Raw genomic sequence first — 22,319 nt, 5'->3', positions numbered from 1 at the left:
ATGAGATTATCCAAAGGTGAGGGGAAACCCGCGCCGTTTTGAGCTTTTGGAGCCGAGGCTTCCCGACCGGCATCCGTGAAATTGAGGCGATAAGGACATGATGGATTTCGAAACCGCGCGCGCCAATATGGTCGACAGCCAGCTGCGCACGACTGACGTGACTTCGCATTCGGTGCTGAAGGCGTTTTTGAGCGTGCCGCGCGAGGCTTTCGTGCCGGCGGGCGTGCGGCAGATTGCCTATGCGGATGAGGATATGCAGATCTGTCCGGCCCGCGACGGCCGCCCTGCGCGCTATGTCATGAAGGCTTCGCCGCTGGCGAAACTGCTGCAGCTTGCCGCCGTCTCCAAGGACGATGTGGTGCTGGAAGTCGGTGGTGGTTCCGGTTATGCGGCAGCCATCCTTTCCCAGCTGGCCGGTTCGGTGGTGTCACTTGAATGTGACGAAGCGCTGGCGGCACAGGCAACCGAGACGCTGGCATCGCTCGGATATGACAATGTCGCTGTCGTGACCGGCGATCTTGAAAAGGGTTATGCAAGCGAAGCGCCCTATGATCTGGTTTTCGTCAACGGTTCCGTCGAGGAAGTGCCGGCGGCGCTGACCGACCAGCTGCGCGACGGCGGACGTCTGGTCGTTGTTGTCGGATATGGCAACGCCGCAAAGGCCACCGTCTATCGCCGTGATGGCAACAGCACATCGGCTGCAAGCTCCTTCAACGCCTCCATCAAGCCTCTGCCCGGTTTTGCCAAGGCGGCAGAATTCGTTTTCTGATCCATCGATATATTCGTTGCCGGTTACGCCGGGGTGGACCTTCCGCCCCGGCGTTTGTTTTTGCGGGGCCTGTATGCTGCGCCCCGCTTGTCCGCGGCGGTGCCTTGACAGCCTGTTCTCACAAAGCTGTGCATCACCGTGAAACTTGTCGAATCAGTGATTTAGTTCCTGATCATGCTGCCCTAGACTAAGGGTGATTCGGGGTGTGCGTATTTCTGCCCCGCATGACCCTGCGACAGGGACGGCAAAAACGCCCGGCGGTTTTGTCCGAACATGTTTCAGAACATCGGCGCGGCAGCCAGCTTCGGCTGTCACGGACGCGATGTAAGAATTGAACAGGTGCGAAGCGCCATGTCCGGTATCCAGAGGGATACGGCCTGCGCGCTCAAGAGTGGAAACCGGGGATTGATATGGCTCAGCCAAGCGTAGCGCGTGAACCGTCCATGGAAGAGATTCTGGCGTCGATACGCCGGATCATCGAGAGCAACGAGCCGGGACCTGCCGGTGCGTTTTCCAGACAGTTGCCGCCGGTCTATGACGATGAAGACGATGCCGCCGGTGAAGCGGCCTTCGTGACGGAGCCCGTCAGCCCGCCGGCCCGCGTTCCTCCCGCCGCAAACCAGGCCTATGGTGCGCGGCCTGCGCAGGATTATTCGCCGGCTTCCGAAAGGCCGATGCCGGAACAGCCGGAAATCTCTGCCGAGAAGACCATGTCGCTGGCCGACGTTGCAGCCCGTGTTCGCGCCGCCGCCGACCGTAACGCCGCGATGGGGCCACAGGCATTTGCAGCGCAGGCGCAGCGTGGCGCTACAGAGCCCGCACCGGCTGCGCCCGCCGCATCTTCCCCGAGCGTAATACCGGCTGAACGTCCGGCGCCGCAGCGTCCGACGGATGTGCGGCCGCTGATGGCGGCAACCGCTGCTGCTGCCAGCGAACAGCCCGTGCCTTTCGCTACCGAGGATCGCGCCGCCGCCGCTGCCATCGAAAATGCGCCTTTTGCCGAGAACCCTTTTGAGCAGCTTGCGTTGCGTGGCGCGATCGAGACGCCGCTCCCCAAGGAGCATTTTGAAATCGAAGTGCACCAGCCGGCCGTCGAGATGCCGAAATTCGATCTGGCCGAGCCCGAGGTGGAAGCTGAGAGCGCTTTGTCGCTCAATCTCATTTCCGCTGCCGCCGGTGCCCAGATCGCCCGTTCCTTCAGCGAACTTGCTGATGTGTTCGATGGCGTCGAGCGCCGCTCGATCGAGGATCTGGCTGCCGAGATGCTGCGCCCGATGTTGCAGGACTGGCTGGAAGACAATCTGCCGACTTTGGTGGAGCGTCTCGTGCGCGAGGAAATCGAGCGCGTCGCACGCGGTTCGCGCCGTTAAGTTCTCTGCGGTCGCCTGTCGCAAATGCGCCGGGCCATGACGAAACAGGGGCCGCTCCGGCATCGGGGCGGCTTTTTTGTTGAAGATGAAGGCGTTATCGGGGCATAGTCATATGCAGGGTCGCCCAATCGGCGGCTTAAGCGGGTCGGTTTCTGTTGACTCTCGACCATCCATCCTTATTTAAAAAATCCACACAAGAACTCTAAAATTCAGGTCAGGAAATGCTCGAGAAGACCTACGATTCCGCAGCCGTCGAACCGAAGATCGCCAAAGCATGGGACGAGGCGAATGCTTTTCGTGCCGGCGCCAACGCCAAGCCGGGCGCGGAAACCTTCACCATCGTCATCCCGCCGCCGAATGTGACGGGCTCCCTGCATATGGGCCATGCGCTCAACAACACGCTGCAGGACATATTGGTCCGCTTCGAGCGCATGCGCGGCAAGGATGTGCTGTGGCAGCCGGGCATGGACCATGCCGGCATCGCCACCCAGATGGTTGTGGAGCGCAAGCTGATGGAACAGCAGCTTCCGGGCCGCCGCGACATGGGCCGTGAGGCCTTCGTGGAGAAGGTCTGGGAATGGAAGGCCGAATCCGGTGGCTTGATCTTCAACCAGCTGAAACGCCTCGGCGCATCCTGTGACTGGTCGCGCGAGCGCTTCACCATGGACGAGGGTCTCTCCGAGGCTGTCCTCGAAGTCTTCGTCACGCTCTACAAGCAGAACCTGATCTACAAGGACAAGCGTCTCGTCAACTGGGACCCCAAGCTGCAGACCGCGATTTCCGACATGGAAGTCGAGCAGATCGAGATGAAGGGCAATCTCTGGCACTTCCGTTATCCGCTGGAAAAGGGCGTGACCTACCAACATCCGGTCGCCTTCGACGAGGAGGGCAAGCCCACCGAGTTCGAAACCCGCGACTACATCGTCGTCGCCACGACCCGTCCCGAAACGATGCTCGGCGATACCGGTGTTGCGGTTAACCCGGAAGACGAGCGTTACAAGGGCATTGTCGGCAAGCATGTCATCCTGCCGATCGTCGGCCGCAAGATTCCGATCGTTGCCGACGACTATGCCGATCCGACGGCCGGCACCGGCGCAGTCAAGATCACGCCCGCGCATGATTTCAACGACTTCGAGGTCGGCAAGCGCTGTGGCCTGCGCGCCATCAACGTCATGAATATCGATGGCACCATCTCCATCAAGGAGAATGAGGATTTCCTCGAGGGCCTTAGTCATCCGGCCGCCCTGCATGGCGCATGGGATCGCCTGGAAGGACAGGACCGCTTCTTTGCGCGCAAGGTCATCGTCGAAATCTTCGAGGAAGCCGGTCTGCTCGACAAGATCGAGCCGCACAAGCACGTCGTGCCGCATGGCGACCGTGGCGGCGTGCCGATTGAGCCGCGTCTGACCGATCAATGGTGGGTGGACAACAAGACGCTGGCCCAGCCGGCGATTGCCTCGGTTCGTGAAGGCCGCACCAATTTCGTGCCGAAGAACTGGGAAAACACCTATTTCCAGTGGATGGAGAACATCCAGCCCTGGTGTATCTCGCGGCAATTGTGGTGGGGACACCAGATTCCCGCATGGTACGGCCCGGATGGGCAGGTCTTCGTCGAAAAGACCGAGGAAGAGGCGCTGCAGGCGGCCATCCAGCATTACATCGCCCATGAAGGCCCATGGAAGGCCTGGGTCGAGGAGAAGCTTGAGAACTTCAAGCCGGGCGAAATCCTGACCCGCGACGAAGACGTGCTCGACACCTGGTTCTCGTCGGCGCTCTGGCCGTTCTCGACGCTGGGCTGGCCGGAAGAGACGCCGGAACTGGCGCGTTATTACCCGACCAATGTGCTCGTCACCGGCTTTGACATCATCCCGTTCTGGGTGGTGCGCATGATGCAGATGGGCCTGCATTTCATGAAGGACGACGCCGGCAACCCGGTTGAGCCGTTCAGCACGGTCTATATTCACGCGCTGGTTCGCGACAAGAACGGCCAGAAGATGTCGAAGTCCAAGGGCAACGTCATCGATCCCTTGGAACTGATCGACGAATATGGCGCCGATGCGCTGCGTTTCACGCTCGCCATCATGGCGGCGCAGGGCCGCGACGTTAAGCTCGATCCCGCGCGTATCGCCGGTTACCGCAACTTCGGCACCAAGCTGTGGAACGCCACGCGTTTTGCCGAGATGAACGGCGTGAAGCGCGATCCGCACTTCCTGCCAGAAACCGCCTCGCTGACGATCAACCGCTGGATACTGACCGAGCTTGCCAATACGGCACGCGACGTGACGGCTTCGCTTGAGAATTTCCGTTTCAATGATGCCTCCGGCATTCTCTACCGTTTCGTCTGGAACCAGTTCTGCGACTGGTATCTGGAACTGCTGAAGCCGGTCTTCGGTGGCGAAGATGAAAAGGCGAAGACAGAATCGCAGGCCTGTGCGGCCTATGTTCTGGATGAGATCTACAAGCTGCTGCATCCCTTCATGCCGTTCATGACGGAAGAGCTGTGGGCGCATACGGCCGGCGAGGGCGAGGAGCGTGATGATCTGCTCTGCCTCACCGACTGGCCGGTGCCGGAATTCCGCGACGACGCTTCGGCTGCGGAAATCAACTGGCTGATCGATCTCGTATCGGGCATCCGCTCCACACGCGCCGAGATGAATGTGCCGCCAGGTGCGACAGCGTCGCTGGTGGTCGTCGGCGCCAACACTTCCACTGAAGCGCGGCTTGATCGCCACGCCGCCGCCATCCGGCGCTTAGCGCGGGCCGATGAAATCCGCGGTGGTGATGTCGCGCCGAAGGGTTCGGCCCAGATCATCATCGGTGAAGCCACGGTCTGCCTGCCGCTCGGCAACCTTGTCGATCTCTCAGCTGAGAAGGCCCGCCTTGAAAAGGCGATCGGCAAGGTGGATGCGGAAATGGAACGTATCGACAAGAAGCTCTCGAACGAAAAATTCGTGGCCAATGCCGATCCGGAGGTTGTGGCCACTGAACGCGAACGCAAGGCGGAACTCGAGGTGCAGCTGACAAGCCTGAAGACCGCCATGCAGCGGGTGAACGAGGCGGGATAACCTGCCAGTGCCTTTCCAACGCAAAACGCCCCGTTAATGCGGGGCGTTTTTTTGCCTTTTGTCAGGTTTCATTTCTTTTCATTGCTGCGTTGCAGCGGCGAATCATTTCCGGGAAACAGTGCGATTATTTCATCGCGAAATTCGTCCGGATCATCCGGAAAAGCGGAAAAAAACCAATAAAAACGGTCTGATAAGCGGGTTTCTTCGGGAAAATGCGACTGTGGTTATTTAGCGACATTTCCTGTTGGCTTTGGCAATTTGTTTCGTTTCGCGTCAGTTTTTCCGAACGGATTAGAAAAATAGCCTAAAATGATTATATAAGAGGGCAGACATAAAATTCTTACGTAAAAAAATCGCCGCATTTGTGCTACAGCCGGAAACTGCGGCAGATTGTCATTTGCCCTTTGGCGTTTCACTCTATCCTCGATCACATTGCCTTGATTGGGGAGAGAGATGGCAAAAACTGCAATTTTTCGCGGCGCGGTATGTTTCGTAGCCAGCATCGCGGCGGTCACGCCTTCACTGGCCGGCGGCCTGGAGCGCGGCGGTTATAATATCGACCTGCTGTTCGATCCGTCCGATTACGTTCTCGATAGTTCGGCCACATTCGTTGCGCCGCAGCGCAAGGTCGAGAATGCACGGGACAATCCGTTCAAGAGCCCGACCAGCGCAACACCCATTCCGTTGCCGTCAAGCTGGAGTACGTCTGCCGACGATTCTGAAAATTACTGGTCGCCGCGTATCGGCGCCAAGGCGGCCATCGGCGATTTCGGCGACTGCATGTTCGATTATTCGCAGCCGTGGGGTGCGGATCTCAATCCCGGCACATGGCAGGGTTCGAGCTACAACATTGAAACCAAGGTCAAGTCGCATAATTACGCCACCACATGCCGTGTGAAGTTCGATCTCGGCAAGGGCGACTTCTCGATTATCGGCGGTGGTTTCTATCAGGAAATCAGCGGATACAAATATCGTCAGGTCGTATCGCCGATCGCGCTTGCTGCCGGCGGCATCCCGACCTCGATTTATAACGGTATCGGCAAGCTGGACATGGAAGGCGACGGCTGGGGCTGGCGCGCCGGTGTGGCTTACGAAATTCCTGAAATCGCGTTCCGCACGAGTCTTGTTTATAACAGTGCCGTTGATGTCGATCTGACCGGTAACGTCAATCTCACCAACCTGCCGGTTGGCCTGAATGCCATTTCCGGCAAGATCACCCCGGTTTACGGCAGCGTTTCCATGCCGGATAGCATCGAGTGGAAGGTTCAGTCCGGTATTGCGCCCGGCTGGCTCGCCTTCGGTTCGGTGAAATGGACTGACTGGAGCCAGATCCAGACGATTCCTTTCTGCGCCGTCGGTTCGCCGAGCTGCGTTGCTGGAACGGCCAGCGCCATCAACACCCTTGATCTTTTCTATCGTGACGGCTGGACGATCTCAGGCGGTATCGGTCACAAGTTCAACGAACAGTGGAGCGGTGCTGTCAGCCTCACCTGGGACCGCGGCACATCGACCGTCATCGGCACACAGACCGATACCTGGATGGTCGGCACCCAGCTGATTTATTCGCCCAACAAGAATATCGAGTTCAAGATTGCCGGCGCGCTCGGCCTCCTGACCTCTGGCACGTCGTCCATCGGCGGCGCACCCTGCGGTCCTCTGGGCGCACGATGCGGCGATGAAGCGGGCTACACCTTCGGCAACGATCTCGTGGCCGCCATTTCGACGGGTGTGAAGGTCAAGTTCTGACGCCACACTTCCATTGATGCTAAAATAAAGGTCCGGTTTACCAACCGGGCCTTTTTTTATGCCCGACTATGATTCCTTCTCGATAAAATCTTCCAGGCCGAAAGTTTTGTGACGATTTGGCAACACTTTTCTGCAAGCGTGGAGCCGCGTTGGAATGTGAGCATATCTGTCCATTTCCCGCCACAAACAGAGTGCTTGGCTTATGTTTATGGACGCGGGAATGAAAGAACATGCGGGCGTTTGATGTGGATCTCTGGAATTGCAGAAAGTGAAAACGGGTTTGGATTCAGGGTTTAAGCAAGTAATACGGGAATTTGGTCCGGCTTTCTTGTTTGGCGCTGACTGGCAGATGGTGAAACGCCGTTATATTGCCGGAAATTATGCCTATATCTGTTTCACTGAAAATTTGGAGCAATTACCGCAAGAGACCACCGGTGGTGCGCTGGGAAGTGCTGCCGGAAAGACGCAGTGTGTTCGAAAAATCGCGACCCGGCGGGGTTCGGCTTTGCAGTATTCCGCAAGTATTGGCTATATGCCGGGAAGAGTTATGAGAAGTTCGCCGAAATGCTGAAATGTGAAGCCAACGTTTTAAAGCCGCTTCTTATGGGCATGTTGCTTGCGTCGCTCGCAATGCCTGCCGCGGCTTTTGACATCAATGCGGGCGTGACCAAGGAATCCGGCCCCTTCGACCTGTTCAAGTTCGGCTTCAAGGCCTACAAGAACGGCAACAAGGGCGAAGCCGTTGAGGCCTATCGCTACGCGGCTGAAAAGGGCCACACCGGTTCGCGCTGGGCGCTTGCCAATATGTATGCCTTTGGCGATGGCGTCGCCAAGAACGACTTCGAAGCTTTCAAGATTTACAGCGAAATCGCCAGCCAGGGCGTTGAGCCGGGTTCCGAAGATACCGGCTTTTTCGTCAACGCGCTGCTGTCTCTGGCTGACTATTACCGGCACGGTATTCCCGGCAGCCCGGTGAAAATGGACCTTTCACAGGCCCGCCAGCTTTATTTCCAGGTGGCTTCCACCTTTGGTGTGGCTGAAGCGCAGTTCCGGCTGGCGGAGATGATCCTGGCCGGCGAGGGCGGCCGGGCGGATGTGCAGCAGGCCAAGAAGTGGCTCAATCAGGCGCGCAAGCACGGCCATGCCGGCGCCATGTCGATCTTCGGCAATCTGATCTTCCAGGAAGGCCAGACGGCGCAGGGGCTGGCTTTCATGACGGCGGCGCTGGACAAATGCACGGCGATAGACTGTACGTGGATCCAGAACCTGCAGGAGCAGGCTTTTTCGCTGGCTGGCGAAAATGATCGACGCGCGGCCATCGCGATGGCGCAGAACATGCAGATCGACGATTCCAATTGAGATGATGCCGGTCGAAGCGATTTCGCCCGTCTGACACGAGCCGGTCAGCCGACCGGCTGGAAATCGAAATAACCGCAGACCGGAACGTGGTCGGACGGTTTTTCCCAAGCCCGCACATGTTTTTCGATGTTGACGGATTGCAGCCTGTCGGCCGCCTCCGCCGAGAGCATCAGGTGATCGATGCGGATGCCGTTATTTTTCGGCCATGCACCGGCCTGATAATCCCAGAAGGAATATAGTCCTGCCTCATCGGTGGTTGCGCGGGCGGCATCGGTAAAGCCGAGATGCTCCAGCTTGCGGAATGCAACGCGTGTTTGCGGCAGGAACAAAGCATCGCCTTCCCACACGCGTGGGTCGTGGCAATCAAAGGGTTCGGGAATGACGTTGTAGTCACCCGCGAGAATGAGCGGTTCCTCGAGCGCAAGGCGATCTTCGGCAAAGCGCCGCAGCCGTTCCATCCAGGCGAGCTTGTAGGGATATTTGACCGGATCGTCAGGCGGATTGCCGTTTGGCAGGTAAAGCGAGCAGACGCGGATCGCGCCGCCATCGACAGAAAACACACCTTCGATGAAACGCGCCTGTTCATCGGCGTCATCGCCCGGCAGGCCGCGATTGATCTCGTCCGGTTTCATCTTCGACAGCAGGGCGACGCCGTTGAAACCCTTCTGGCCGTGGGTCTCGACGTGATAACCGAGCGCTTCCAGCTCAAGGCGGGGAAAGCCCTCGTCAACCGACTTTATTTCCTGAAGGCAGACGATATCAGGCGATGAATCCTTCAGCCACTGGCAGAGGTTTTCGATACGCGCCTTGACGCCATTGATGTTCCAGGTGGCAATCTTCATCGGAGTTTCCCTTTTGTGGGGGTACTTTTACCCGATGCAAAGGCGATTGCCACCGTTTTTGGAACGCGGTGGTGAGGATGTGGTGGATAGAATGGTGTCAGATCGAGAAGCTCGTCCCACAGCCGCAGCTTGCGACCGCATTGGGGTTCTTGATCTGGAAGGACTGGCCAAGCAGATTATCGACGAAGTCGATTTCGGAGCCGGCCATGTAGATGACCGACATGCTGTCGATCAGCACCTTGGCGTCGCCGCGGGCAATCACGATGTCGTCATCGGCGGGGTCTTCCGCGAGATCGAACTTGTAGGAGAAGCCCGAGCAGCCGCCGCCTTCCACCGAAACGCGCAATGCGTGCTTGCCCGCATCGGCTGCGACGATCTGGGCGATTCGCTTTGCTGCGGCTTCCGAAAGGGTAATGTCGCTGTTTTCCATGTCGTTCCTCCTGCCGGGGTCAAGAACCGGAGAGCAAAAATCTCGTTGTCACTATTATAAACCGGTCAAATTAACGGTCTATAGCCTGTGTGAAGGCGGTCTGCGCGGCGATGATGCTTTGCGCCGACCTCTGCGATAGGTATGAAGGGTGAATGAAAAGGTCAATGGCCGAGGCGAAAAGGACGTCATAGCCTAGGTCATGGCGGCGAAGACAACAGGTGGATGCATGATCATAGACCAGCGCGCATTGGGTTTCGGAAGCGGCGAGAGGGCGGTTTTCGCCTCGGATCCATGGACCACGCGCGGGCGTCTTTTCCCCGAAGAAGGCAGTCTGACGCGTTCCGAATTCCAGCGTGACCGGGACCGCATCGTCCACACCACAGCCTTTCGCCGCCTGAAGCACAAGACGCAGGTGTTCATCAGCCCGGACGGAGACCATTACCGCACCCGTCTTACCCATACGATCGAGGTGGCACAGATCGCCCGGGCGCTCGCCCGCGCGCTGAAGCTCGACGAGGATCTGGCGGAAGGCGTGGCGCTGGTGCATGATTTCGGCCACACGCCCTTCGGCCATACCGGCGAGGATGCGCTGGATGCGGTGCTGTTGCCCTATGGCGGTTTCGACCACAATGCCCAGTCGCTGCGCATCGTCACCAAGCTGGAGCGCCGTTACGCCGAATATGACGGCATCAACCTGACATGGGAAACGCTCGAAGGGCTGGTCAAGCACAATGGCCCGCTGGTGAATGCCAGCGGCGAGGGGGTCAAGGCGCCGGTTCCGCTGCCCATCCTCGAATATTGCGAGCTGCAGGATCTGGAGATTGGCAGCTATGCCAGCCTTGAGGCGCAGATGGCGGCGATTGCCGACGACATCGCCTATAATACCCATGATATAGATGACGGCCTGCGCGCCGGCTATCTCACTTTCGAGATGCTGGAGGAGGTGCCGTTCCTGAGCGACCTGATGGCCGAGGTACGCGGCAAATATCCCGTGCTCGACAAGGAGCGTTTTGCCAACGAGATCATGCGCCGGCAGATCACCCATATGGTGGAAGATGTGATCGGCGTGGCGCAGCAGAATCTTGCCCGCCTGAAACCGCAGAGTGCGGCCGATATCCGCGCCGCCGATTTCACCGTCGCGACATTTTCGCCCGAGATGGCCGAGACCGACCGGCAGATCAAGAAGCTGCTGTTCGGCCATATCTACCGTCATCCGGAAATCATGCGCATCCGGGCTGGCGCTACGCAGATCGTCACCGACCTTTTCCACCGTTATATGCAAACGCCGGCGGAGATGCAGAGCCACTACTGGGTGGACAGCATTTCCGGCATGAGCGAGGCGGCGAAAGCCCGGCATGTGGGCGATTATCTGGCCGGCATGACCGACAGTTATGCACTGCGCGCTCACCAGCGGCTGTTTGACCGCACCCCCGATTTGCGATAGGGCAGCGGGCGATCGCGAAGCCGACCCGGTTATGATGGCCGGACTAAACAGAAGCCCTTCGCGCAGGTTGGAACGATGAACATTTTTGCCGATTTCGATACCAGGATCAAAAACGCGCTCGAGACTCTCGATCTCGTCAAAGAGAACCGCGAAAAGGTCGATTTCAGTCGAATTACCGTCGAATCCCCGCGTGATCTGAGCCATGGCGACGTTGCAACCAATGCGGCGATGGTGCTGGCGAAGCCGCTCGGCACCAATCCGCGCGCGCTCGCCGAACTCATCGTGCCCGCCCTTCAGGCGGATGGCGATGTCGACAGCGTCAATGTTGCCGGTCCCGGCTTCATCAATCTCAAGGTCTCCGTCGGTTACTGGCAGCGTCTGCTTGCCGACATGATCGGCCAGGGCATTGATTTTGGCCGTTCTACGATGGGCGCCGGCCAGAAGATCAATGTCGAATATGTCTCCGCCAATCCTACCGGCCCGATGCATGTCGGTCATTGCCGTGGTGCTGTTGTCGGCGACACGCTGGCGAACCTGCTCGCATTTGCAGGTTATGGCGTCACCAAGGAATATTACATCAACGATGCCGGCTCGCAGATCGATGTGCTGGCGCGTTCGGTCTTCCTGCGTTACCGCGAAGCTCTGGGTGAGGATATCGGCGCCATTCCATCGGGCTTCTACCCCGGCGATTACCTCGTTCCTGTCGGCCAGGCGCTGGCGGATGAATATGGCATCAAGCTGCGGGCCATGCCCGAGGAAAAGTGGATGCCGATCGTCAAGGACAAGGCAATCGCTGCGATGATGGCGATGATCCGCGAAGATCTGGAGACGCTGAACGTCAAGCACGACGTGTTCTTCTCGGAGCGCACGCTGCATGAGGGCAATGGCGGACCGATCCTCTCGGCCATCAACGACCTGACGTTCAAGGGCCACGTCTACAAGGGCACGCTGCCGCCGCCGAAGGGCGAATTGCCTGACGACTGGGAAGATCGTGAGCAGACGCTGTTCCGTTCCACCGAAGTGGGCGATGACATGGACCGTGCGCTGATGAAATCGGACGGCTCCTACACCTATTTCGCCGCCGACGTTGCCTATTTCAAGAACAAGTTCGATCGCGGTTTCTCCGAGATGATCTATGTGCTCGGTGCTGACCATGGCGGTTACGTGAAGCGGCTGGAAGCGGTTGCGCGCGCCGTCTCCGAGGGCAAGTCGAAGCTGACGGTGCTTCTGTGCCAGCTCGTGAAACTGTTCCGTGATGGTGAGCCGGTGAAGATGTCGAAACGCTCCGGCGACTTCGTCACGCTGCGCGATGTTGTCGACGAAGTGGGTCGCGATCCCGTGCGATTCATGATGCTCTATCGGAAGAATTCCGAGCCGCTGGACTTCGATTTTGCGAAAGTGACCGAACAATCGAAGGATAATCCGGTCTTTTACGTGCAATATGCGCATGCCCGCTCACAGTCGATCTTCCGGCAGGCGCAGGAAGCGTTTCCGGGGCTTGCTCCCTCTGCGGAAGAGATGGCGGCATCTGTTGCTTTGATCAGCGATATCAATGAGTTGCAGCTGGTTGCAAAGCTCGCCGAATATCCGCGCCTGATCGAATCCGCGGCCCTTTCGCATGAGCCGCACCGGCTTGCTTTTTACCTCTATGATCTCGCCAGTTCCTTCCATGGACACTGGAACAAGGGCAAAGACCAACCGGAATTACGTTTTATTAACGATAAAAACCGAGAATTGAGCATTGCCAGACTTGGGCTGGTGAATGCTGTCGCGAATGTTTTGAAGTCTGGCCTTACGCTTTTGGGAGCGGACGCACCTGACGAAATGCGATAACATATCACCATTATTTGCTCACAATACGCTGGCAAGAGCTGCAATGCGTAGATGGTGGAACACGTAATGGTCGAAAAAAATGTCGCGTATAACCGGGACGCCCGGTCCGAAGGGTTCGCTGACAACGATCCTCTGGCAGAACTGGCGCGTATCGTCGGCTTCGAAGATCGTCCTTCGCATGCGGGTTCCGAGGCTCAGCCATCGGTGACCCGTCGCGAACCCGAATTTAACCTCGAAGATGAGCTTCTGAGGGAATTCGAGGTTTACGATGCGCCGCACGCCGATCCGGTCGTTCTTGATCCGGCGAACGATGTTCGTGCGGGGATCCACCCCAACGACTTTATGCAGCGTGTCGAATCGGTTTTCGCCCGCCGCGAACCAGAGCTTGCACCCGCACCTGCACCCGAGGTGAGGGAAGAGCCGCTTCCCGAGGTCGATCAGGCCTATATCCATAATTACGTGGAAACATCCGCTCGGCAGGATATCCGTTCGGATTTCCGTGACGATGCCGGCGCTGTCGCTGAAGTTTTCGATGTGCATTCCCGCCAGCCGCGCGCCGCCGAGCCGGTGGTTTACCAGCCGCCCGCCCAGCAGGTCGCATGGGAAGAGCCGCAGTCTGTTGAAACGGCCGAGCCCGAATGGCACGCCATGCCGGAGCTTCCGGCCGATGTTTCGAGCAATGTTGCTTTTGCCGGTCAGGCCTATGCGCCGGAACCGCAGGCTTTCGATCTTGCCGATGAGGTAGAGATCGCGGTTGCCGAGGAAGCGCCTGCGCCGGTTTCCGTGCGTCCGCCCTCGCATGGCGGTCGTTCTTCACTGGAATTCTCCAGCCTGCGCCTGCCGCTTGCCAATTTTGGTGCGCGCCGTGACGTTTCTGCTGTCGATCCGAGAAGGGTCGAGCCGCGCTCCGAGCAGCCGCCTGTCGTGGCCCGGATGGAGCCACAGATCGAGCCACAGATCGAGCCTACGCCGGCACCTGTCGTCATTCAGGCGGAAGAGGCAGCACCTGCCTTTGCGCCTTCGGTTGCGGAAAGCTTCACGCCTGCTGAACAGCCTGTGACGCCTCCGGTTGCTCAGAGGCCGGTCGCGACCAATCTGTCGCCGATGGACGAGCTGATCTACGACGTTGCGAAATACTCCATTCCGGGTCGTGGCGAAGAACCCGTCGTACAGTCCGCGCCTGTCGTTCAGGCTGCAAAAATCGAGCCGCCGGTGGTTGCCGCAACGCCAGTTGCTGCGGTGCCTGAGCGGGTGACGCCGGTTGCCCCTGCCGTATCGCAGGCTCCTCTTCAGGAGCCGGATTTCACGGATTTTGCCGGTTTCAACGATGATGATTTCGAGCTGGCGCTCGACGATCTCGATCTTGATCTCGACCTTTCGGAAATTGCCGAAGCGGAGGTTGCTCCTGCGCCCGCGCCGCAACCCGTTCGCCAGCAGCCGGTTGCTCCGGTGGTGGCGGCCGCGCCGCAGCCGGTGAGGGAACAGCCTGTTCCGCAACCACGCGCCGCAACCGTTGCCGCCCCCATCGCGGCAGCAGCTGCACCCGTTCAGCCGCGTCCGGCCGTCGCCGCGCCGCAGCCGGCAGCACCGCAGACGCTGGAAAGCCTGCCTTTCGATCCTTCGCAGATCGGTGAAACGGAAGAACACCCGGAAACCATCATCGAGATGGATGTTCCGGAACTGCCGGTCGGGGTTTTCGAACCCAAGCCCGCGCCGCGCCGTCACGAAGAAGATCTCGATATCGACACCGAGCTTGCGACGCTGTTTGCGCCTGCCGTTGCCGGCGGTCTCGACCGCCATAAACATGCGGAAAACCGCGCTGCGGCCCCGCAGGCGCGTGCCGCGCAGGCTCCCGATGACGCCGATGAATTCGAGCGGGCCCTGGAAGAGGACTTCCGCCGCTCCATGCAGGAGGCTGCTGCTTCCCGTGGCAATGCGTCGCGCGATGCCGAGAATACCTATGTCGATCATCAGGCGGCCTATCGTGAGGAAGATGAACGTGGCGGTCGCCGCTGGATCATGCCGGTGGCAGCTGCCATCGGTCTGGTGCTTGTCGGTGGCGGCGTCTACGCGCTGATATCGGGCGGTTCTTCCAGCACCGGCTCCAATGGCGCGCCGGTCATCATCTCCGCCGATAACGACCCGATGAAGGTCGTGCCGGAAAATCCGGGCGGCCGCGTTGTGCCCAATCAGGACAAGGCGGTTTATGATCGCGTTGCCGGTGGCAGCGCTGCCGATCCGAAGCAGCCGGCGCTGATTTCCAGCAACGAACAGCCGGTGGATGTGGTTCAGCGCACGCTGATCCCGGAACAATTGCCGCTGGAAGGCGAAAACGACGGGGACATGGAAGCGACCGGCACGCCGGTTGGCGAGACCGAAGATCCGCGCCTGCTTTCGCCGGAAGAAAAGGCCGCTCAGAACGAAGGTTCTGGCGCTACCGGTGTTTCGCCGCGCAAGGTCCGCACCATGATCGTCAAGCCCGACGGTACGCTGGTCGCCCAGGAAGTGGACGCACCGGCAGCCCAGCCGCCGAAGGCCGACAAGGTTGCCGAGCTTGCCGCACCGCAGACCGCCAAGCCGGGTGAGGGCGCTCCTGCCGTCATCGCCGCTTCGCGGGTTCCGGTGGCGCCCGAGCAGGCTGCAAAGCCGCAGGCCAACACGCCTGCTGCCGCTTCCACGCCGGCCGCGCAGTCTGCAGCACCGCTTCCTTCGGCGCGCCCGTCTGCCCAGCCCGCCAATGTGGTGGCAACCGTGACCAATCAGGGTAATGTCCGCCCGACGACGGCCGCTCCGGCCCAGCCGCAGGCCGCGCAGCAGCAGACGGCTGCCGCAACACCTGCTGCAACCAGCACGCCTTCTGCCGGTGGTTATTACATCCAGATCGCCTCGCTGCCGAGCCAGGCTGAGGCCCAGAAGTCCTACCAGAACATGTCGGCCAAGTTCGGCTCGGTCATCGGTGGACGCGGCGTCGACATCAAGGCGGCTGAAATTGCCGGCAAGGGCACCTTCTACCGCGTCCGCATCCCGGCTGGTGACAAGAACGAAGCCGTGGCGCTGTGCGAAAAGTTCCGCTCGGCCGGCGGCAGCTGCCTGGTGGCACGGTGATAGCGGCCGATCTGGCTTCGTAATGATTGGGGCTGCCGAGTTGGGGCAGCCCTTGGCATATTCGGACCTTCCGGCAAACTCTACGTCATCCTCGGGCTTGACCCGAGGATCCACGGCCGCCGAAATGGATCCTCGGGTCAAGCCCGAGGATGACGCGGAGAAATTAACTGGACCTCTCCGCAGTCTCGATGGCTAAAGGCCATTCTTCCCTTACCCCTTTTGTTCTCAGACAGGCGTGACACCATGACCGATTGCAAAGCTATGATCCTCGGATGCAGCGGGCTTGCGCTGACCGCCGACGAGGTCGCCCTTTACCGCGACCAGCAGCCGTGGGGCTTCATCCTGTTCGGGCGCAATATCGGCGAGCCGCAGCAGATCACCGATCTCGTCGCATCCATGCGCGATGCTGTCGGGCGGCCGGACGCGCCGGTGCTGATCGATCAGGAAGGCGGGCGGGTTCAGCGTATCAAGCCGCCGATCCTGCAAGCCTATCCGAATGCCCGCATCCTCGGCGAAATCTACGAGCGTGACCGAAAGGAAGGCCTGCGCGCCGCCTGGCTGATGTCGCGCCTGCATGCTTTTGACCTGATGAAATTCGGTATCAATGTCGATTGCCTGCCGGTGCTCGATGTGCCGGTGGAAGGCGCCAGCAATGTCATTGGCAACCGCGCTTATGGCTATTCGCCGACCATGGTGGCGCAGATGGGCCAGGCGGCTGCCGATGGCCTGAAGGCCGGTGGCATGTTGCCCGTCATGAAACATATGCCGGGTCACGGTCGCGGCATGGTCGATTCGCACCATGAGCTGCCTGTTGTCGATGTGCCGCTTGATGAGCTGGACGCCCATGATTTCGTGCCGTTCCGCGCGCTTAACCGCGAATTGATGGCGATGAGCGCACATCTGGTGTTCAACGCCGTTGACCGCGAACGACCAGCGACCACCTCGGCAAAGGTGATCGAGGAGATCATTCGCGGCCGCATCGGCTTTGACGGGCTGCTGATGTCCGACGACAGTTCCATGAATGCGCTGAAGGGCACACTTGGCGAGCGGGCTGCGAATATTGTTGCGGGTGGTTGCGATATAGTCTTGCATTGCAACGGCGTGATGGGTGAAATGCTTGAGGTTGTGAAGGAAGTTCCCGTTCTTTCCGGCCGTTCGCTGGAGCGGGTGCGGGCCGTGGAGGTGGGTTTCCCCGCTGCTGACGCCTCCGACGAAGCCGAACTGAGAGCTGAATTCAACGCCATGTGGGCCGTTTCCTGACGATCGGGCGGCGGTCGCCCACTCGGGATCACAGGCCGGATGCCCGGCGGATGGAACAATGGCCGCAGACAAGTCTCGCAATTCAACGCCGATGGACAAGCTCTGGCAGGATGTGACGCCGGAGCGGCTGACCGGCGAGGCCGGGCTGGTCATCGACGTCGCGGGTTTCGAAGGCCCGCTCGATCTTCTCCTGCATCTTGCCCGCACGCAGAAGGTGGATCTGTCGCGCATTTCGGTGCTGGCGCTTGCCGAGCAATATCTGCAATTCGTGGAAAGCGCGCGCCGCGTGCGCATTGAGCTGGCCGCCGATTATCTTGTGATGGCGGCCTGGCTTGCCTTCCTGAAATCCAAGCTGCTGATCCCGCAGCAATCGAAGGATGACGGGCCTTCGGGTGAGGAAATGGCCGCGACGCTGGCCTTCCGGCTGAAACGCCTGGAAGCGATGCGCGAGGCGGCCGAAAGGCTCGTCAACCGCGCCCAGCTTGGTCGCGATGTTTTTGCCCGGGGTGCACCGGAGCATATTCCGCATATCAACCGTTCGGCTTACGAGGCGAACCTCTACGATCTCCTGAGCGCCTACGCCAATCTGCGGCAGAGGCAGGCCATAACCCAGGTCACTATCGAAAAGCGGCAGGTGTGGTCGCTGGTGGAGGCGCGTGAGCTTCTCAACAGTCTCCTCGGTGATGTCGGTGAATGGACGGTGCTCGATCAATATCTGCTGCAATATGTGCCGGATCCCGCCATGCGGGTGACGGCCATCGCCAGCGCCTTTGCCGCCTCGCTGGAGCTGGTGCGCGAGGGATCGCTGCAAATCCGGCAGGAGGGGGCTTTTCAGCCCATCTATATGCGCCGTGGCACAAGGGACGAGCGTGCAGCCCAAGCCGGGGAGACCGATAATGACAAATGATGAGACCGGCGAGGCGATGATCGTGACAGACGAGATGGCCCCCGAATCCACTGTTTTTTCCGAACGTCAGCTGAAGGAGGCCGAGCGGATCACCGAAGCGCTGGTTTTCGCCTCTGCCGAGCCGGTTTCCATCGGTTTCATCGCCGAGCGTCTGCCGCGCGGCATGGATGTCGTCGCCATCCTGCACCGGCTGAAGGCCGCCTATGGCGACCGTGGTGTCAATCTCGTGCAGGTGGGCGGGCAATGGGCGTTCCGCACGGCCAGCGACCTTTCCTTCGTCATCCGCACGGAGGAGAAGGAGCCAAAGAAGCTGTCGCGCGCAGCGCTGGAGGTTTTGGCGATTATCGCGTATCATCAGCCGGTGACACGCGCCGAAATCGAGGAAATCCGCGGCGTGCAGACCTCACGCGGTACGCTCGACGTGCTGATGGAGGCGGGCTGGGTGCGTTTCCGCGGTCGCAGGCGCACGCCGGGCAGGCCAGTGACGATCGGCACGACTGTGGAGTTTCTCGATCATTTCGGCCTTGAGGAATTACGGGATCTACCGGGCCTTGAGGAACTGAAGGGGGCGGGGCTGCTTTCGGGCCGCATTCCCTCCAATTTCGGCGTGCCTCTGCCGATGATGAGCGACGAGTTGCGCGAGGATGAAGACCCGATCACGCAGCTTGATCTGGAGGAACTGGGCCTGCTTGCGCCGGGTGGGGGCGATGGTGACGATTGATATCGTCATGAGCCTGCGTGATACACGCGAAAAGTTTATGGGCACGGCCCGTCCCAGCGACGATTTGTCGTTTGAAAAAGCCTTTCAAACGTCTTACATCGTCTGAAAGCGAAATTCAGGAGTTGCAGTTATGGGTTCTTTTAGTGTGTGGCATTGGCTCATCGTGCTGGTGATCGTTCTCGTCCTGTTCGGACGCGGCAAGATCCCGGAATTGATGGGTGATGTCGCGAAGGGCATCAAGAGCTTCAAGAAGGGCATGGCTGACGAAGACCAGACGCCGCCGCCGGCAGATGCCAATGCGAAGACTGTCGACCACAAGGCTGACGAGATCAAGTAAGCGGCTCGTGTCGTTTGGTTTGAGGCCGGCGCTAGGGTCTCGGGAGCGTATTGATGTTTGATATCGGCTGGAGCGAGCTTCTGGTGATTGCGGTCGTGCTGATCGTGGTCGTCGGACCGAAAGACTTGCCGCCCATGATCCGCGCCTTCGGCAAGACGATGGCCGGCCTTCGCAAGATGGCCGGGGATTTCCGCACGCAGTTCGATGAGGCCCTGAAAGAGGCCGATATGGACGATGTGCGCCAGACGATTTCCGATGTCCGCAATCTCAACCCGACAAATTCGCTGCGCGATGCGATGAACCCGCTGCGCCAGCTCGGCAATGAGATCAAATCCGACCTGCAGAAGGCAACGGCAGCACCCGATGGGCTGTCCTCCACTGCCGCACCCGCGACGAGCGAGCCGGTTGCCCCGCTCGTGAGCACGCCGGAGCCGGAAATGAAGCTGCCGGATACGCCGCCCGTCGTCGCCGCAGCAGCACCGGTTGCTGCCACTGCGGCAGAAAAGCCGAAGCGCGCCCGTGCGAAATCCGTTGCGACCGTCGAAGCCGAAGCGGTTGCCGCCAAGCCGAAGCGCGCCGCCCGCACCAAGGTGGCTGCAACGCCGGACGCTGTCGCTTCCGCGACAACGGGCGAGCCCGCCGTTTCGAAGATACCCGTGAAGGCGGTTGTCAAAAAGGCGGCCGTCAAGAAGACCGCGGCTGACACGACGACGGCCGTGGCTGACGCCAAACCGGCCAGAGCGGCAAAAACAAAGGCTGTGAAGCCGAAAAAGGATGAAGCATGAGCGGGGATACCGAAGATAAGCCACAGCCGCTTATCGAGCACCTCATGGAGTTGCGCACCCGGCTGATCTGGTCGCTCGGTGCATTCTTCATTGCCTTCATTGCCTGTTTTGCGGTTGCCAAGCACCTCTTCAACCTGCTTGTCATTCCCTATAAGTGGGCAGTGCTCTGGGCGGGTCTCGATGTGACGAAATCGTCGCTGATCTATACCGCGCCGCAGGAATTCTTCTTCACGCAGATCAAGGTCGCGATGTTCGGCGCGATGGTCATCTCCTTTCCGGTGATCGCCTCGCAGCTATACAAGTTCGTCGCACCCGGTCTCTACAAGAACGAGCGCGCCGCCTTTCTGCCGTTCCTCATCGCGTCGCCGATCCTTTTCCTCATCGGTGCGGCGCTCGTCTATTTCTTCTTCACGCCCATGGTCATGTGGTTCTTCCTTGCCATGCAGCAATTGCCCGAGGATGGCGAGGTGGCGATTTCGCTGATGCCGAAGGTGTCGGAATATCTCAGCCTCATCATGACGCTGGTGCTGTCCTTCGGTCTGGTATTCCAGCTGCCGGTCGTCACCACGCTTTTGGCGCGCGTCGGCATTCTGACCAGCGACTGGCTGCGCGAGAAGCGCAAGTTCGCCATCGTCATGGCCTTCGTGGTCGCCGCCGTCCTGACGCCGCCCGATCCCATGTCCCAGATCGGTCTTGCGCTGCCTGCGATCATTCTCTACGAGATTTCCATCTACATGGCTCGACTCGTGGAGAGGAAACGTGCGGCGGAATCCAAAAGCACGGAGCTGGAAGAGACCTGAGCCTTTGCCAAGGTTTCCCCCGCTCACAAATCTCTTCGCGCCGGGCCTTTGCCCGGCGTTTTGCTGAGGGCAATGCAACAACGGTCTGGAACGACGATGCACGACATTAAATGGATACGCGAAAACCCCGAAGCCTTCGATGCGGCTCTCGCCCGCCGAGGCGCTGAGCCTGCCGCCAGCGGCCTGATCGCCCTTGATGAAAAGCGCCGTTCCGTCATCCAGTCCCTGCAGGACATGCAGTCCCGTCGCAATGCCGCCTCCAAGGAAATCGGCGCCGCCATGGCGCAGAAGAACATGGAGCTTGCGGAAAAACTTAAAGCCGAAGTCGCCGACATCAAGGAAAACATGCCGCGCGCCGAGGAGGAAGACCGTCAGGTCACCGCCGAGCTGAACGACGCTTTGTCGCGCCTGCCGAACATTCCCTTTGACGATGTGCCCGACGGCAAGGACGAGCACGACAATGTGGTCACCCGCGTGGTCGGCCAGAAGCCCGGCTGGAACCATGCAGCCAAGGAACACTTCGAGATCGGCGAAGCGCTCGGCTACATGGATTTCGAGCGTGCCGCCAAGCTGTCGGGTTCGCGTTTTACCGTTCTGACCAGCCAGCTGGCGCGGCTGGAGCGGGCGCTTGGCCAGTTCATGATCGACCTGCACACGACGGAACACGGTTACACTGAAGTGTCTTCGCCGCTGATGGTGCGTGACGAGGCGATGTTCGGCACCGGGCAATTGCCGAAATTCTCCGAAGACCTGTTCAAGACCACCGATGGCCGCTGGCTGATCCCGACGGCGGAAGTGACGCTGACCAACCTCGTGTCCGGCGAAATTCTCGAGCAGGAAAAACTGCCGCTGCGTTTCACCGCGCTCACACCGTCCTTCCGTTCGGAAGCGGGTTCGGCCGGCCGCGACACGCGTGGCATGCTGCGCCAGCACCAGTTCTGGAAATGCGAACTCGTCTCCATCACCGATGCGGAAAGCGCTGTTGCCGAGCATGAGCGCATGACAGCCTGCGCCGAAGAAGTGCTGAAGCGTCTCGGCCTGCATTTCCGCACCATGACGCTCTGCACCGGCGACATGGGTTTTGGCGCACGCAAGACCTACGATCTGGAAGTGTGGCTGCCCGGCCAGGACACCTATCGCGAAATTTCGTCCTGCTCGGTCTGCGGCGATTTCCAGGGCCGACGCATGAATGCGCGTTATCGCGGCAAGGACGACAAGGCGACGAAGTTCGTTCACACGCTGAACGGTTCCGGCACGGCCGTCGGCCGCTGCCTGATCGCGGTTCTCGAAAATTATCTGAACGAGGACGGTTCCGTCACAATTCCAGACGTGCTGCTGCCCTATATGGGCGGTCTGAAGCGCATCGAGAAGGCGGCTTGAGAATTACACTACCGTCGTGCCGGACTTGATCCGGCATCCAGTCAGCCCAAGTCCTTGGGCTGAAAAGAGTGCTTCCCGCCGCGCAGACGCGCGTCGGCTGGATGCCGGATCAGGTCCGGCATGACGGAGGAGAGGATGCTTCGTCCCCTGCGACATGAAAGCGGAG

The 22,319-nt window shown here is 59.9% G+C and carries 18 protein-coding genes; 16 read left to right on the top strand and 2 right to left on the bottom strand.

What is annotated here, in order from left to right; translation table 11 throughout:
- Positions 1 to 97: 97 nt before the first annotated feature.
- From EXN68_RS05730 to exoR, 6 genes are all read left to right on the top strand, one after another.
- A complete protein-coding gene (locus tag EXN68_RS05730) occupies positions 98 to 769 on the top strand; it encodes a protein-L-isoaspartate O-methyltransferase family protein (protein WP_142840024.1) in 672 nt (223 codons plus the stop codon).
- A 410-nt stretch (positions 770 to 1,179) separates the two neighbouring features.
- Positions 1,180 to 2,139, top strand: coding sequence for a cell division protein PopZ (gene popZ / locus EXN68_RS05725; protein WP_142840023.1), 960 nt, complete (start codon positions 1,180 to 1,182; stop codon positions 2,137 to 2,139).
- Positions 2,140 to 2,360: 221 nt separating this feature from the next.
- On the top strand, positions 2,361 to 5,204 hold the full coding sequence (locus EXN68_RS05720) for a valine--tRNA ligase (protein ID WP_142840022.1): 2,844 nt from the start codon (positions 2,361 to 2,363) through the stop codon (positions 5,202 to 5,204).
- Positions 5,205 to 5,657: 453 nt separating this feature from the next.
- Positions 5,658 to 6,950 carry an outer membrane protein transport protein gene (locus tag EXN68_RS05715; protein WP_142840021.1) on the top strand — a complete coding sequence of 431 codons (1,293 nt, stop codon included), beginning with the start codon at positions 5,658 to 5,660 and terminating at the stop codon, positions 6,948 to 6,950.
- Positions 6,951 to 7,209: 259 nt separating this feature from the next.
- On the top strand, positions 7,210 to 7,521 hold the full coding sequence (locus EXN68_RS05710; protein ID WP_237681367.1) for a hypothetical protein: 312 nt from the start codon (positions 7,210 to 7,212) through the stop codon (positions 7,519 to 7,521).
- Positions 7,515 to 8,309, top strand: a complete 795-nt coding sequence (exoR, locus tag EXN68_RS05705) for an exopolysaccharide production regulator ExoR (protein WP_046798325.1) — start codon at positions 7,515 to 7,517, stop codon at positions 8,307 to 8,309. The genes EXN68_RS05710 and exoR overlap by 7 nt, the downstream gene beginning before the upstream one ends.
- 44 nt (positions 8,310 to 8,353) lie before the next feature.
- Here exoR and xth read toward each other — a convergent pair whose 3' ends face one another.
- The gene (gene xth / locus EXN68_RS05700; protein WP_142840020.1) at positions 8,354 to 9,151 is read right to left on the bottom strand and encodes an exodeoxyribonuclease III; all 798 of its coding nucleotides are present in this window, start codon (positions 9,149 to 9,151) and stop codon (positions 8,354 to 8,356) included.
- 97 nt (positions 9,152 to 9,248) lie between these two features.
- The gene (gene erpA, locus EXN68_RS05695; protein WP_046798327.1) at positions 9,249 to 9,581 is read right to left on the bottom strand and encodes an iron-sulfur cluster insertion protein ErpA; all 333 of its coding nucleotides are present in this window, start codon (positions 9,579 to 9,581) and stop codon (positions 9,249 to 9,251) included.
- Positions 9,582 to 9,807: 226 nt separating this feature from the next.
- On the opposite strand from erpA, the gene EXN68_RS05690 reads away from it, so the two are divergent.
- The 10 genes from EXN68_RS05690 (at position 9,808) to serS (ending at position 22,153) form a co-directional block, all read left to right on the top strand.
- A complete protein-coding gene (locus EXN68_RS05690; RefSeq protein ID WP_142840019.1) occupies positions 9,808 to 11,025 on the top strand; it encodes a deoxyguanosinetriphosphate triphosphohydrolase in 1,218 nt (405 codons plus the stop codon).
- 75 nt (positions 11,026 to 11,100) lie between these two features.
- Positions 11,101 to 12,858 (top strand): arginine--tRNA ligase, encoded by a 1,758-nt coding sequence (gene argS / locus EXN68_RS05685; RefSeq protein ID WP_142840018.1) that lies wholly within the window; start codon positions 11,101 to 11,103, stop codon positions 12,856 to 12,858.
- Between the two features lie 66 nt (positions 12,859 to 12,924).
- Positions 12,925 to 15,963: an SPOR domain-containing protein gene (locus EXN68_RS05680; RefSeq protein WP_142840017.1), complete on the top strand. Its 3,039-nt coding sequence runs from the start codon at positions 12,925 to 12,927 to the stop codon at positions 15,961 to 15,963.
- Positions 15,964 to 16,206: 243 nt separating this feature from the next.
- Positions 16,207 to 17,223: a beta-N-acetylhexosaminidase gene (gene nagZ / locus EXN68_RS05675; protein ID WP_142840016.1), complete on the top strand. Its 1,017-nt coding sequence runs from the start codon at positions 16,207 to 16,209 to the stop codon at positions 17,221 to 17,223.
- 58 nt (positions 17,224 to 17,281) lie between these two features.
- On the top strand, positions 17,282 to 18,130 hold the full coding sequence (locus tag EXN68_RS05670; protein WP_142840015.1) for a segregation and condensation protein A: 849 nt from the start codon (positions 17,282 to 17,284) through the stop codon (positions 18,128 to 18,130).
- Between the two features lie 16 nt (positions 18,131 to 18,146).
- Positions 18,147 to 18,851: an SMC-Scp complex subunit ScpB gene (gene scpB, locus EXN68_RS05665; protein WP_404944518.1), complete on the top strand. Its 705-nt coding sequence runs from the start codon at positions 18,147 to 18,149 to the stop codon at positions 18,849 to 18,851.
- Between the two features lie 130 nt (positions 18,852 to 18,981).
- On the top strand, positions 18,982 to 19,188 hold the full coding sequence (locus tag EXN68_RS05660) for a twin-arginine translocase TatA/TatE family subunit (RefSeq protein ID WP_046798332.1): 207 nt from the start codon (positions 18,982 to 18,984) through the stop codon (positions 19,186 to 19,188).
- A 53-nt stretch (positions 19,189 to 19,241) separates the two neighbouring features.
- A complete protein-coding gene (tatB, locus tag EXN68_RS05655; RefSeq protein WP_142840013.1) occupies positions 19,242 to 19,973 on the top strand; it encodes a Sec-independent protein translocase protein TatB in 732 nt (243 codons plus the stop codon).
- Positions 19,970 to 20,773, top strand: a complete 804-nt coding sequence (gene tatC / locus EXN68_RS05650; RefSeq protein ID WP_142840012.1) for a twin-arginine translocase subunit TatC — start codon at positions 19,970 to 19,972, stop codon at positions 20,771 to 20,773. The genes tatB and tatC overlap by 4 nt, the downstream gene beginning before the upstream one ends.
- A 96-nt stretch (positions 20,774 to 20,869) precedes the next feature.
- A complete protein-coding gene (gene serS / locus EXN68_RS05645; RefSeq protein WP_142840011.1) occupies positions 20,870 to 22,153 on the top strand; it encodes a serine--tRNA ligase in 1,284 nt (427 codons plus the stop codon).
- Positions 22,154 to 22,319 lie beyond the last annotated feature (166 nt).

The organism is Martinezella rhizogenes (assembly GCF_007002745.1).
GTDB lineage: Bacteria > Pseudomonadota > Alphaproteobacteria > Rhizobiales > Rhizobiaceae > Agrobacterium > Agrobacterium cucumeris.
The sequence above is the reverse complement of the archived record's forward strand: the minus strand, read 5'-3'. Positions and strand labels throughout refer to the sequence as shown.